Genomic DNA, 12,462 nt, shown 5'->3' on the forward strand with positions numbered 1-12,462 from the left:
TCGAGTCAAAGTCCCCACGCAGGTGGGGGTGAGCCGGGCAAGAGGGACAAGGTGAAGGGGTGGGCCGAGAAGTCCCCACGCAGGTGGGGGTGAGCCGTCGCGGTAGCGCACGGCGCCTTCGATCGAGTCAAAGTCCCCACGCAGGTGGGGGTGAGCCGGGCAAGAGGGACAAGGTGAAGGGGTGGGCCGAGAAGTCCCCACGCAGGTGGGGGTGAGCCGCCTCGCCGACTACCAAGACCGGTTCACCGCGTGAAGTCCCCACGCAGGTGGGGGTGAGCCGCGCGTGGTGCTGTCCGACCCGGTGTACAACCAGAAGTCCCCACGCAGGTGGGGGTGAGCCGATGACGACCGAGACCGACCGGCGCGAGCGCGAGAAGTCCCCACGCAGGTGGGGGTGAGCCGATGACGACCGAGACCGACCGGCGCGAGCGCGAGAAGTCCCCACGCAGGTGGGGGTGAGCCGATCACGCCCGCGTTGTCGCACCGCGGGCATACGAAGTCCCCACGCAGGTGGGGGTGAGCCGCAGGCCGCTTGACCAGTGATCAACCGTCAGGCGAAGTCCCCACGCAGGTGGGGGTGAGCCGTCGGTTGTGGACTTGGCCGGTGGGACCCGGACGAAGTCCCCACGCAGGTGGGGGTGAGCCGGTCTATGGCACCCAGCCGGGCGCACAGCCCACGAAGTCCCCACGCAGGTGGGGGTGAGCCGGTTTGTGGGCGCATGGTGCGCGCACTCGGCCGGAAGTCCCCACGCAGGTGGGGGTGAGCCGCAGGCGACGTGGACGCCAAGCGTCGCCCGGTCGAAGTCCCCACGCAGGTGGGGGTGAGCCGTCGCTCTCCCGTTCGTTCGTGATCCACTCGCCGAAGTCCCCACGCAGGTGGGGGTGAGCCGCCGGCGTTGGTCCCGATCTCGGCGTACCCGGTGAAGTCCCCACGCAGGTGGGGGTGAGCCGACCTCAGAGGGCGGTCTGTGAGTCTTTGATGGGTTCTGTCGTCACCTGATGGTGTGGACGGCGGCGGAATCCGTCGGCCCCCGGCTGCTGATCTGTTGGTGTGATGATGTGAGTGAACGCAAGCCGTACCCGAGTGACTTGTCGGACGAGCAGTGGGCTCTGATCGAGCCGGTGATCACCGCGTGGAAGGGCCGGCACCGCTCGGTCAGCGGCCACGAGGGCGCCTATGCGATGCGGGAGATCGTGAACGCGATCCTCCACCAGGGCCGGACCGGCTGCCAGTGGGCCTACCTCCCGCACGACCTGCCGCAGAAGAGCGCGACGTACTACTACTTCGCCGCCTGGCGGGACGACGGAACCGACCAGGTCGTCCACGAACTGCTGCGCTGCCAGGTCCGCGAGAGGGCCCGCCGATTAGAGGACCCGACCCTGGTGATCCTGGACACCCAGAGTGTCCACGCCGCCGCCGGGGTCCCCACCGCGACCACCGGCCTCGATCCGGCCAAGCGGGTGTCGGGTCGCAAACGCGGACTGGCCGTGGACGTCCTCGGCCTGGTGATCGCCGTGGTCGTCGTCGCCGCCAACACCCACGACAACGCCGCAGGTATCGCCCTGCTGGACCGGGTCGCCGAGCACACCGGCGGCACCGTCCGCACGGCGCTGGTGGACCAGGGCTTCAAGAACCGGGTCGTTGCGCACGGCGCCGGCCTGGGCATCGACGTCGAGATCGTCGAACGCAACCCGCAGCAGAAGGGGTTCGTCCCGCTGCCCAAGCGCTGGAGGGTCGAGCAGACCTACGCGATCCTGATACTGCACCGGCGCCTGGTCCGCGACTACGAGCACCGCCCCGCCTCCTCCGCCTCCCGCGTCCACTGGGCGATGACCCACGTCATGGCCCGCCGCCTCACCGGCACGAACACCCCCACCTGGCGCGAACCGCAGGCGGTGGCAGCGTGAACATCGAGCCCCTGCTCGACGCACTCGGCCTCCAGGAGGACGCCGCCCACGCACTCGCCGACGAATTACGCACCCGGATCACACACTTGCAGAGCCGACTGAGGGACGCCGAGACCCACCTCGAACACCTCGCGATCACCCGCAGGACCGTCACCGCCCTCGCCGACCGGATCCCCACACAGAGCGCCTCACCCGACCTGCCCGACCACCCGGACTACCCCCGCATCCTCAACGTCTGCAACGACGCCGACGGCCCACTGCGAGCCCGAGACGTCTGCGAAGCACTCGACCACCAACCCCTCCCGAAGAACATCGAAGGCACCCGCGCCAAGCTGAAACGCCTGGTCAAGCTCGACCTTCTCACCGAAGTCGACACCGGCAGCTTCACCACGAAGCAGCAGCCGACAGACCCCGCAACCACCAGCCCCGCTCCAGCCTCACCCTGAAACGGACATCAATTCACGAACCGTCCTCTCAGAAACCAACAAATCCAAATCGATACCGAAGTCCCCACGCAGGTGGGGGTGAGCCGCAGCTGCTCAACCCGGAGACCTGGTGTGCTACGAAGTCCCCACGCAGGTGGGGGTGAGCCGCTGTCCAGCCGGCTCATCGACACCCTGACCACGAAGTCCCCACGCAGGTGGGGGTGAGCCGACGTCGACTGGCGGGCCTACTCCGGCCTGGACGAAGTCCCCACGCAGGTGGGGGTGAGCCGTGGATCGGAATGGCCGGGGATTGGGCGGCGAGGAAGTCCCCACGCAGGTGGGGGTGAGCCGCGGAGGCGGGGGCCAATCCTTGATCTGGCGGTGAAGTTCCCACGCAGGTGGGGGTGAGCCGGCAACGAAGGTGGCCGGCACGGTCGTGCGCAAGAAGTCCCCACGCAGGTGGGGGTGAGCCGGCCGTCTGCAGGGCGGAATGGGGTTGGGTTCGAGGCTTGGGGGAGTCGGGATGGCCTTTTGCCCGCCTCCGCTGGGGTGCGGTGTGAAAACTGGGCTTGGGTGCGGCTGCTGTCGGTGGGTGGCTTCGGAGTTCGAGGGGGCTTCGGCTATCGACGCCAGGCCGTGATGAGGTCGGCGGGCCCCAGCGGAGGTCGAGCGGTTCGGTCGGGACGTCGGAGGCGATTCCGGACAGGGAGACCACGGCCAGGGCGGTCGAGCCGAGGGTGAAGCCGGGGACCTGCGGAGCGGCTGCGGCGAGGTCGGCCATGTCGTGGCGGTCGAATGGGCTTGACAGCCATTTGATGGAGCCGACCAGACGGATGTGGCGGGCGACGGGTGCCCGGTCCGCGCCCACGATGTCTACCTCGGGATCGAAGCGGCGGTTCCACCAGCCGCCGACCGCCTCGATGTCGTCCCACGGCAACCGGCCGTCGCCGGCGGCGAGTTCGAGCGCCTCGCGCACCAGTGGTTCGACGGCACGGCCGCGCCACGCTGCCCAGCGGCGCTCTACGAGCCGGTACGCGGCTTCCGGCCGGCCGCGTCGCACCTGCTCCTGCGCTCCGCGCAGGACGGCGAGGTACAGCCGCAGGTTGCTGTCATGGATCCGATACAGCGCTGGTTTGCCCGGTTGGGTGGAGATCGGTTCGTCCGTCGCGAGGACGCGTTTCTCCTCGACGAGGCGGCGCAGTACGGGGGACAGCGAGCCGGATGGGATGGCGCCGCTCCTGCCGCCGGCGGTTGCCGCGATGTTCGCATGGGTGCGGTTGCCGCCGCCGACGGCCTCCAGTACGCGCCGTGTCTGGTCCGGGGCGGGGAATTCGGCCAGTAGCGAGGACTCGGGGACGCCGAAGATCGGAGAGGCCGGGTCCGCGCACTCAGCCCGGAGGAACGAGAGCGCGGGGGTGCCGTGGGGCCAAGCGCGCAGGATGCCGGGCAGGCCGCCGCAGACCAGGTGCGCGTCGATGGCGTCGGCGGCTTCGAGCCCGAGTGCGTCCGCGGTCTCGGCCGGGTTGAGCGGGCCGAGAACCAGGTTGTCCGCGCGACCGTAGAACGGCCGGTCGTACGCGGTCAGCCGCTCCATCATGTGGAGATCGCTGCCCAGGAGCAGCAGGAGCACCGGGCGCTTGGACAGCAGGCGGTCCCATGCGGTCTGCAACGCTCCGTCGAAGAGGTCGTCCTGCTCTGCGAGCCAGGGGAGTTCGTCGATCACCACGATGGTGGGCCGATCGGGGCAGGACGGCGGCCAAGGACCGGAAGGCGTCGGGCCAACTGCCCGCGCCGCCCGACGGGACCAGCTCGGAGTCTCCCGGCAGCGACGATTCCGCCAGTCGGTCAGGAAGTCCGCAACCGCCTCGACCGGCGAAGCGCCCTTGGTGGCGGTGAAGAACATGTACGGCGCCCCGGCCGCGTCGCAGAACTCCTGGACCAGGCGCGACTTGCCGACCTGCCGCTGACCGCGCAGCGCGAGCGCGGCTCCGGCACCGGTGGTTGCGACCCGCTCGAGACGCTTGGACAACAACGCCAGCTCGGGGGGAGATCGGGCGTTCAAAGCCCGATGTCCGCATCCGGGCGTCGCGTCCAGGTCCACTCTCGCGGCCGGCGAGGAGTTCGCGGATGCGTTCCAGGCGGGCCAGGTGGGCTCGGCCCATCCGCGCCCCAATGCCCCGGCTTCCTCGCGAGCGGCCGGGCCGGTCCGACGTGGTGCCGGGCCGCACGATCCGCACTGCCCCCGGCCCCCACCACGAACGCCGCCCCGGCGATCCAGGCCTTCTGGGAGCGCGTCTCCGGCTGTGACCAACCGGTCCACGAGGAGAACGAAGAGAACCGACGAGACACGAAGAGACACCACAAGAACGACGAGACGACAAGAACGACGAGACGACGAGAACGACGAGACGACGAGAACGACGAGACGACGAGTAACGAAGAGAAGCGCAGCGGCCAGCCGCCCCGTCGGCGCCGGACCGTGTCCGATGTCCCACGGCATGCCGGCGGGGGAGCCGTTCGGCTGAACGTCGCCTGGTGGTGCATGGATCGGTGGGGTAGGGGAACGGGGTGCGCGTTCGCCGCGACGTGTTGTCGCGGTGCCGTGAGGGGATGGCTGTGGACGCACGGTTCCTGAGTGAGGACGAGCGGCGGGCGTGGTCCGCCATCGAGGCCGAGTTGCGGCTCGACGCGGTGTCGCGTCGATCGCCGCAGGCCTTCGCCGCTCCGCTGTCGGAACGCCGGCTGCGCGTGATCGCGGGCGCCGCGATCCTGATTCCGGTGTCGTTCGCATGTGGCGTAGTGGCGGTGACGAGGTTGGCGCACCCAGTGGTTCTCGCTCCGGTCGCATCGCTCGCCGTACTGGGAGCACTGCTTATGACGGCGTGGATCGTACGCAGTCATCGCTGTCGCCCGTGATCGGCGTCCCCCCTCCGGTGCGCCGGTCGACCGTCTCGACGCGGCTCCTTCTTTCCGACTCTTCCGTGGAGCGTGCATGACCGACGTCCAGGCCCCGGTGTCGCCTTCCGGGCCCCGCACCGTGGTTCCGCGCTCTTCTCGTCGCGGCGCGATCGTGGTGAAGTGGCTGACCACCACCGATCACAAGACCATCGGCACCCTGTACCTGACGACCTCGTTCCTCTTCTTCCTGTTCGGCGGCGTGCTCGCGCTGGCGATGCGGGCGGAGTTGGCGCGCCCGGGCAACCAGTTGCTCACGAACGAGCAGTACAACCAGGCATTCACCATGCACGGCGCGATCATGCTGCTGATGTTCGCAACGCCCCTGTTCGCCGGGTTCACGAACTGGATCATGCCGCTCCAGATCGGCGCGCCCGATGTGGCGTTCCCACGCCTGAACATGCTCGCGTACTGGCTCTACCTCTTCGGCTCGCTGATTGCGGTCGCCGGTTTCCTCACGCCGCAGGGAGCGGCCGACTTCGGCTGGTTCGCGTACACCCCGCTCAGCGGAGTAGTGCGCTCGCCCTCCGTCGGCGGCGACATGTGGATCATGGGACTGGCCATGTCCGGATTCGGCACCATCGTGGGCGCGGTCAACTTCATCACCACGATCGTGTGCATGCGCGCGCCCGGGCTGACGATGTTCCGGCTGCCGATCTTCTGCTGGAACGTGCTGTTGACCTCGGTCCTGGTGATCATGGCCTTCCCGGTTTTGGCGGCGGCCCTGTTCGCGTTGGAGGCCGACCGCAAGTTCGGCACCCACGTCTTCGACCCGGCCAACGGCGGCGCCCTGTTGTGGCAGCACCTGTTCTGGTTCTTCGGCCATCCCGAGGTCTACATCATCGCGCTGCCGTTCTTCGGCATCGTCACCGAGATCCTCCCGGTTTTCTCCCGCAATCCCGTCTTCGGCTACAAGGGCCTGATCGCCGCCACCATCGCCATCGCCGGCCTGTCGGTCACCGTCTGGGCCCACCACATGTTCCCCACCGGCGCCGTGATGCTGCCGTTCTTCTCCTTCATGACGTTCCTCATCGCCGTCCCCACGGGTGTGAAGTTCTTCAACTGGATCGGCACCATGTGGCACGGGTCCCTGTCGTTCGAGACGCCCATGCTGTGGTCGATCGGCTTCCTGGTCACGTTCCTGTTCGGCGGCCTCACCGGCGTCATCCTCGCCTCGCCGCCCCTCGACTTCCACGTGACCGACTCGTACTTCGTCGTGGCCCACTTCCACTACGTCGTCTTCGGCACCGTCGTGTTCGCCATGTTCGCCGGATTCCACTTCTGGTGGCCCAAGTTCACCGGCAAAATGTTGGACGAGCGACTCGGGAAGATCCACTTCTGGACGCTGTTCGTCGGCTTCCACACCACCTTCCTCGTCCAACACTGGCTCGGCGCCGAAGGCATGCCCCGCCGGTACGCGGACTACCTCGACTCCGACGGCTTCACCACGCTCAACACGATCTCCACCCTCGGCGCCCTCCTCCTCGGCCTGTCCACCCTGCCCTTCCTCTACAACGTCTGGAAGACGCACAGGTTCGGACGCGAGGTGGTCGTGGACGACCCCTGGGGCTACGGACGCTCACTGGAGTGGGCGACCACCTGCCCGCCGCCCCGCCACAACTTCACCAGGCTGCCCAGGATCCGTTCCGAATCACCGGCCTTCGACCTGCACCACCCCGAGATTGCCGTCCTGGACTACGAGACCCAACGCGGCATCGAGGGCGTCCTGGACGTCAACCCCGACAAGATGGGGAAGTAGCGACAACGAGCGATCAGCCCGACCGCTCGCCGCTCGCCGCTCGCCGCTCGCCGCACGGCGGACGGAGGACGGCGGGCGGAGGACGGCGGACGGCGGACGAGGAGTTGCGGGTCCACGAACCCGCCGGCCGTCTGCTCGGGCGCGCCGGCGGCTTCGTGGTGCGGAGGAGTTCGTGCGGCGCTTCAGCACCGGACGCAAACCGGAGCCGAATGCCAGAGCCGCACGCCGGAGCCGAACGTCCTACCCTCCCCGTGGAAGTCGGATCGTGACGAGGAGACCGCCGGTGGGGCGGGGGGTGAGGTCGAGGGTCCCGTCGTGTGCTCGGACGATGCTGTGCACGATGGCCAGCCCGAGGCCGACGCCCGCCTGCTCGTCGGCGCGTACGCGTCCTGTTCCGCGTTGAAAGGGTTCGGTGAGGGTCGGTACCAGTTCCGATGGGAGCGAATGGCCCGTGTTCTCGACCCGCAACACGCTTGCGCCGTGCTGCGACTCGGTGTGGATCGTGACGGTGCCGTCGGCGGGGAGGTTGTGGACGACGGCGTTCTGGACGAGGTTCGTCACCATCCGCAGGAGCAGCGCCGCAGAGCCGACGGTCTGTGTTGTCTCGCCGGTGACGTCGAGCGTGATCCGGCGCTTTTCGGCGAGCGGAAGCAGTGTTTCGGCGGCTTCTTCGACGATGAGGGAGAGGTCGACGGGCTCGCGGGTGAAGCTCCCGTGGTCGGCGCGGCTGAGCAACAGGAGCGCCTCGGTGAGGTCGATCGCCCGCGTGTTGACAGTGTGGAGGCGTTCGATGACTTTGCCCTGGTCCGGCGTGGGGTCGTTGCGGGCGGCGTCGAGGAGCGTCCGGGAGATTGCCAGCGGGGTGCGCAGTTCGTGGGAGGCGTTCGCGGCGAACCTTTGCTGTTCGGCGACGTGGTTCTCCAGTTGTTCGAGCATGATGTCGAACACGTCGGCGAGTTCGCGGAATTCGTCTCGGGGGCCTTGCAGGCGGATCCGGTGGGACAGTGATCCGTTCGCGGCCAGCCGTGCCGCGGATGCGATCCGGGTGAGGGGTGCGAGCATTCGGCCGGCGAGGATCCATCCTCCCAGGAGGCCGACCACGAGGAGGCAGGCCAGTGCCGTGGCCGCGGCGGGGACGAAGCCGCGCAGGAGGTCGGAGCGGCCGGGTCCGACGATGATCACGCCTCCGAACTTCTTCTGGAGGCTTGGGGCGTCGTCGTCTCGTACCCAGCGCAGCATGAACACCCAGACCACGGCCAGCAGGAGCACGCCGGCGACGAGGAGGAATCCGGCGTAGCTGAGGGTGAGTTTCAGTCGGGCGCTGAGCCTTGGGCGTCTATTCATGAGTGCCGCCAGGGTGGGTGGTGTCCATGCCGGTGTCGATTCGGTGGCCGACGCCGGGCGTTGTGGCAATCAGCCAAGGTTCGCCGAGTCGTTCGTGCAGGGCGGTGACGGCGATGCGGACGGCGTCGGTGCAGGGGTCGGGGTTGGCGTCCCGGGTCCGCTCCGGTGGCTCTTTGCCACTGATGACGTCGCCACTGATGACGTCGCCACTGACGACGTCGCCACCGATGGCACCGCCTTCGGCGGCGATCGCTGCCGGTCGGAGGTCGTCACGGACGGCTTCGGCCGGCAGGAGCTCGTCCTCCACGATCAGCACGCACATCCACGAACCCTAAACAGGGCGGCGTATCGCCGACGTATGCAAAGCATGCAATCCGGCACGCCGCTGCCATGCCGCGGTACGCCCCGGTACGCCTTTGCGCGGCGCGGCATGGTCGCGGCCCGGCCGGGATGCGCTGGGCGACGCGGACGGTGCAACCGAAAGCGGATCCGTCATCTCACGCTCTCCCATCTCGTGCGATCACCGACCGCGATGAGAACATCTCACAGAGCGCCGGACGGAGCCACCGCCGACGCCGGTACCTCCCCACCATCCGCGCGCCTGCGCCACCGCGGCGCACAAGGCCCTCAGCTGGTCGCTTTGCCTTCGCCGATCTCGTAGGGCGGAGACTGGCGGTTCCGGACTGCGTCGAACTTGTCGATGATTCGGCGGAGTTCGCGGGCACCGCGAGGTGACAGAGCCTGCGTCACGGTGTCGAGGAGCGCACGGGCTACGAGAGGGTTGCCGCAGCAGTACCAGTGCACGTTGCCCCACTCGTAGTCATGCCACTGTTCGCGCTGGGGGCGCTGGACGTAGTCCTTCCACAGCCGCACGGCCGAGCCGACGTCTCCCGGCTCCAGGTAGTTGCGGGTGCGCTCGAGCCGGAAGATCTCCGACAACGTGCGTGCCGACAGTCCGTCGATGGCAGACGTCGTCTCCTGCGCCCTGTGGCGGGACTTGCCGGCTTGGATGTGCCCTGGCCGTCTACGCGGCATGGGCCTTTCGGTTTGTCGTCACGCCGCACATGTTGTCACATTTGGATTCGGCCTTGGCGCGCATTTCGTGATGCCGAGCGCCGCCCAGATGTCCCCGATGGACCTAACCTTGGAAGGGATCTTCGAGCACCGGGATGCACGGCGACAGCAGCGAGTCCGAGTACTCGGTCAGTTGCCCACGAACCATCCTGATCACGCGAACCTCGTTTTCGTGGCCGGGGTCCTCGTCGTCCCGCACATGCAGAAGGCCGTAGGAGCCTGGCGCCCGATCGCCGACCTCGGCGAAGAACGCCAGGATCGCTGCGTCACGATGGTTCGGGAAGCCGCCAAAGTGGATGAATACCTCTCCGTTCATCCAGCGCAGATCCAGCAGGTAGGGACTGTCGATCTCCCGGATGCGTTCCTGGATGCCCTCGGCGACCCTTCGAAGACGATCGTCGCCGTGGTCCGCATCCTCGGTGCCCGCACTGGGCTGAACGTTGATCCACCCGTGATATTCGAACATCTTTCGGACCCTACAGGTCCTCGTCGCAACGGACATGAGTGAAGGGCTCGCGGGCGGCACCCGGGCGAGGGACTTGGATGCGGTGCCCGACCGGGCCGCAGAGGCGTGTGATCGCCTCGCGGGTATCGTGCCCGTGACAGAGGCAGAGGGGTGTGGGTGTGACGGCCGAGGTTGCGGGTTTCGATGCTCTGGTCGAACCGTTTCGTTCGGAGTTGCTGGCGTACTGCTACCGGATGCTCGGCTCGGTCCACGACGCCGAGGACTTGGTCCAGGAGACGTACCTGCGGGCGTGGCGGGCGCGGGAGCGGTACGACGAGACTCGCAGTTCACTGCGTACCTGGCTCTACCGGATCGCGACGAACGTGTGCCTGACCGCCTTGGAGGCCCGCGGCCGCCGACCGCTGCCGTCGGGTCTGGTGGCCGCGTCGGAGCCGCTCGCACCGCTGGTGCCGGGAGAGAACCTCGCCTGGCTCCAGCCCCTGCCGGATTCCTTGGTGGACGCGGGCGATCCGGCCGGGATCGTGATCGACCGCAGCAGCCTGCGCCTGGCGTTCGCCGCCGCTCTGCAGTACCTGTCGGCGCGTCAGCGGGGTGCGCTGATCCTGCGTGACGTGCTCGGTTTCTCGGCGGCGGAGGCAGCGGAGATCCTCGGCGCCACCGTCGTATCGGTGAACAGTTCCCTGCAGCGGGCGCGTACCCGGGTGAAGGAGGTCGGGGGTCGACAGGAGCTTCGTGGCGAGCCGTCGACGGCCGAGCAGCGCGCCTGGGTCGATCGATACATGAAGGCGTTCGAGCAGGCCGACGTCGAGGGTCTCAAGCGGCTGCTCACCGAGGACGTGATCATGGAGATGCCGCCGATGCTCAACTGGTTCGCCGGTCCCGGCAAGTACGGCATGTTCATGGAGTGGGTCTTCGAGGTCGCCGGTACGGACTGGTCCCTGCAGCCCGTCGCGGCCAATGGGCAGCCCGGTTTCGCCGCCTATCGGCGCGTCGGTGACGGGTACGAGCTGCACACGCTGCAGATCTTCACCGTCACCGCCGCGGGCATCAGCCGGAACTCGGTGTTCCAGGATCCCGAGGTCTTCGCGTCTTTCGGCTTGCCGGCCCGACTCGACGCCGGGGGACTCGCGACCTCCTGATCGCCGCCGAGCAGGGTCCGATGACGACCGCGGCCGACGAGGCGGCATGGGAAGCCGCGATCGGACTGCTTCGGGCGGCCAGGACACGGTTCGGAGGGGGCGGCGGTACGGCAATCTCTCCGGGCCGAGCATGCCTCGACATCTTTTTCCCGCGGGCGCGATGAGTTCCGACGCCGCCGCCGGTATGTAGTGACGAGTTCGCCGGAACACCCCCGGCGGACCGTTCACAAGGGAGATCCGATGTCCGACAGTCGTGCTGAGGACAGGGCCGCCATCCAGGCCGTCCTGATTGACTCCTACAAGGCGTGGGAGGGCGGCGACGCCGAGGGCATGGTCGCCGACTACACCGCGGACGCGACCGCCATCATGACCGGCTCGCTCCGGGACAGCCGTGAGGTCATCCGCGAGAACATGGCGCTGGCCTTCGCCGGGCCACTCAAGGACACCTCGACCTACAACAGGCAGCTCAGCCTGCGCTTCGTCGGAAGGGACGCCGCGATCGTCGTCAGCGAATCCGGCATCCTGTTCCCCGGTCAGACGGAGGTTCCGGACGCCGGCAAGGTGAACGCGACCTGGGTCTTCGAGAAACGGGACGACCGGTGGCTGATCGCTGCTTACCACAACAGCCCGGTAGTGGCGCCCGGGCAGTGAACCGGCGGTGAACCCTCCCTCGTAACCGACAGTGACGGCGTGTCGTGGGACGCACGACTACGCCGACGTCGCGCCGACACGGACGCCGACGCCCCCGGCCGGCCCCGGGCCTGCGCAGGCCCGGACCTGCACCGACAGACAGCGCGCCCGGGGTCGGCCGGGGGCGCAGCCATGGTGGACCATACGCAGGGCGGATCCGTGTTACGTATGGGCCACCGGCCACTGGCCGACGGCCACCAGCCGACGGCCACCAGCCGACGGCCGACGGCCGGGCCGTCGGGGGATCGGAGCAGCCTCGGCTCTCCTGGCCCACCCGGGCCGACCCGCCGCTGCACTTGGCCCGGCCCGGCCCGGGCCCTCGCCGGCCGCCGCTGTCTCCGGCGCGGCTACCTCGGTCCCGTGGGTCAGGGTCCAGCCCACCGGGAATCCCCGCGGAGGCATCTCGTCCCGGAACGCGGAGGGGCGGGCGTGGCGAGGGGGAGGGTTCGCGGGCGTTGCGGGCGTCGCGAAGGGGAGGATTCGCGGGCGCTGCGGGCGCTGCGGGCGCTGCGGGCGCTGCGGGCGCTGCGGGCGTCGCGAAGGAGGGAGGGTTCGCGGGCGTCGCGTAGGTGGCGGGCCTTGCGGGCGTCACCGGTGTCTCCGGCCCCGGGGTGGTCGTCGAACGCTCATACACCCGGCACGCGTTGCCATGCCGGCCTTGTGCCCGCTCTGCGGCTCGACCATTCTCGACGGAGAACGAGA

The 12,462-nt window shown here is 68.7% G+C and carries 9 protein-coding genes, 2 pseudogenes and 2 CRISPR repeat arrays; of the genes and pseudogenes, 6 read left to right on the forward strand and 5 right to left on the reverse strand.

The window, feature by feature from the left end; genetic code table 11:
* The first annotated feature begins 7 nt into the window (after nt 1–7).
* Nucleotides 8–951: direct repeats of the CRISPR family, unit length 28 nt; unit sequence AAGTCCCCACGCAGGTGGGGGTGAGCCG.
* A 108-nt stretch (nt 952–1,059) separates the two neighbouring features.
* Both ACIBM5_RS33070 and ACIBM5_RS33075 read left to right on the forward strand, forming a co-directional pair.
* Entirely contained in the window at nt 1,060–1,908 is an 849-nt protein-coding gene (locus ACIBM5_RS33070) for an IS5 family transposase (RefSeq protein ID WP_396010306.1), read from the forward strand.
* Nucleotides 1,905–2,354, forward strand: a complete 450-nt coding sequence (locus ACIBM5_RS33075) for a hypothetical protein (protein ID WP_396010307.1) — start codon at nt 1,905–1,907, stop codon at nt 2,352–2,354. Before ACIBM5_RS33070 ends, ACIBM5_RS33075 begins: the two co-directional genes overlap by 4 nt.
* Before the next feature lie 57 nt (nt 2,355–2,411).
* Nucleotides 2,412–2,806: a CRISPR direct-repeat array (repeat unit 29 nt; unit sequence GAAGTCCCCACGCAGGTGGGGGTGAGCCG).
* A 395-nt stretch (nt 2,807–3,201) separates the two neighbouring features.
* On the opposite strand, the pseudogene ACIBM5_RS33080 reads toward ACIBM5_RS33075, so the two are convergent.
* Nucleotides 3,202–4,833: pseudogene (locus tag ACIBM5_RS33080) on the reverse strand (ATP-binding protein); the annotation flags it as partial.
* 110 nt (nt 4,834–4,943) lie between these two features.
* Here ACIBM5_RS33080 and ACIBM5_RS33085 point away from each other — a divergent pair.
* Nucleotides 4,944–5,249: a hypothetical protein gene (locus ACIBM5_RS33085; RefSeq protein ID WP_396010308.1), complete on the forward strand. Its 306-nt coding sequence runs from the start codon at nt 4,944–4,946 to the stop codon at nt 5,247–5,249.
* Nucleotides 5,250–5,325: 76 nt separating this feature from the next.
* Entirely contained in the window at nt 5,326–7,047 is a 1,722-nt protein-coding gene (gene ctaD / locus ACIBM5_RS33090; RefSeq protein WP_396010309.1) for a cytochrome c oxidase subunit I, read from the forward strand.
* A 240-nt stretch (nt 7,048–7,287) separates the two neighbouring features.
* Here the strand turns inward: ctaD and ACIBM5_RS33095 are convergent, their stop codons facing one another.
* The 4 genes and pseudogenes from ACIBM5_RS33095 to ACIBM5_RS33110 form a co-directional block, all read right to left on the reverse strand.
* Nucleotides 7,288–8,391, reverse strand: a complete 1,104-nt coding sequence (locus ACIBM5_RS33095) for a sensor histidine kinase (RefSeq protein WP_396010310.1) — start codon at nt 8,389–8,391, stop codon at nt 7,288–7,290.
* Nucleotides 8,384–8,584: pseudogene (locus ACIBM5_RS33100) on the reverse strand (response regulator transcription factor); the annotation flags it as partial. The pseudogene ACIBM5_RS33100 and the gene ACIBM5_RS33095, both read right to left, overlap by 8 nt.
* 434 nt (nt 8,585–9,018) lie before the next feature.
* Nucleotides 9,019–9,330 (reverse strand): hypothetical protein, encoded by a 312-nt coding sequence (locus ACIBM5_RS33105; protein ID WP_396010311.1) that lies wholly within the window; start codon nt 9,328–9,330, stop codon nt 9,019–9,021.
* A 199-nt stretch (nt 9,331–9,529) separates the two neighbouring features.
* Entirely contained in the window at nt 9,530–9,931 is a 402-nt protein-coding gene (locus tag ACIBM5_RS33110) for an Imm7 family immunity protein (RefSeq protein WP_396010312.1), read from the reverse strand.
* Between the two features lie 158 nt (nt 9,932–10,089).
* On the opposite strand from ACIBM5_RS33110, the gene ACIBM5_RS33115 reads away from it, so the two are divergent.
* Together ACIBM5_RS33115 and ACIBM5_RS33120 are read left to right on the forward strand one after the other, a co-directional pair.
* Nucleotides 10,090–11,070 (forward strand): sigma-70 family RNA polymerase sigma factor, encoded by a 981-nt coding sequence (locus tag ACIBM5_RS33115; protein ID WP_396010314.1) that lies wholly within the window; start codon nt 10,090–10,092, stop codon nt 11,068–11,070.
* A gap of 240 nt (nt 11,071–11,310) precedes the next feature.
* The gene (locus tag ACIBM5_RS33120; RefSeq protein ID WP_396010315.1) at nt 11,311–11,721 is read left to right on the forward strand and encodes an SgcJ/EcaC family oxidoreductase; all 411 of its coding nucleotides are present in this window, start codon (nt 11,311–11,313) and stop codon (nt 11,719–11,721) included.
* The last annotated feature ends 741 nt before the right edge of the window (nt 11,722–12,462 follow it).

Origin of the sequence: Embleya sp. NPDC050493, assembly GCF_044458105.1 — a bacterium.
In the GTDB taxonomy this organism is placed as follows: domain Bacteria; phylum Actinomycetota; class Actinomycetes; order Streptomycetales; family Streptomycetaceae; genus Embleya.

Coding starts and splice junctions, on each gene's coding strand:
- ctaD (WP_396010309.1), top strand. CDS start 5,326: ATGACCGACGTCCAGGCCCCGGTGTCGCCTTCCGGGCCCCGCACCGTG.
- ACIBM5_RS33120 (WP_396010315.1), top strand. CDS start 11,311: ATGTCCGACAGTCGTGCTGAGGACAGGGCCGCCATCCAGGCCGTCCTG.
- ACIBM5_RS33095 (WP_396010310.1), bottom strand. CDS start 8,391: ATGAATAGACGCCCAAGGCTCAGCGCCCGACTGAAACTCACCCTCAGC.
- ACIBM5_RS33085 (WP_396010308.1), top strand. CDS start 4,944: ATGGCTGTGGACGCACGGTTCCTGAGTGAGGACGAGCGGCGGGCGTGG.
- ACIBM5_RS33110 (WP_396010312.1), bottom strand. CDS start 9,931: ATGTTCGAATATCACGGGTGGATCAACGTTCAGCCCAGTGCGGGCACC.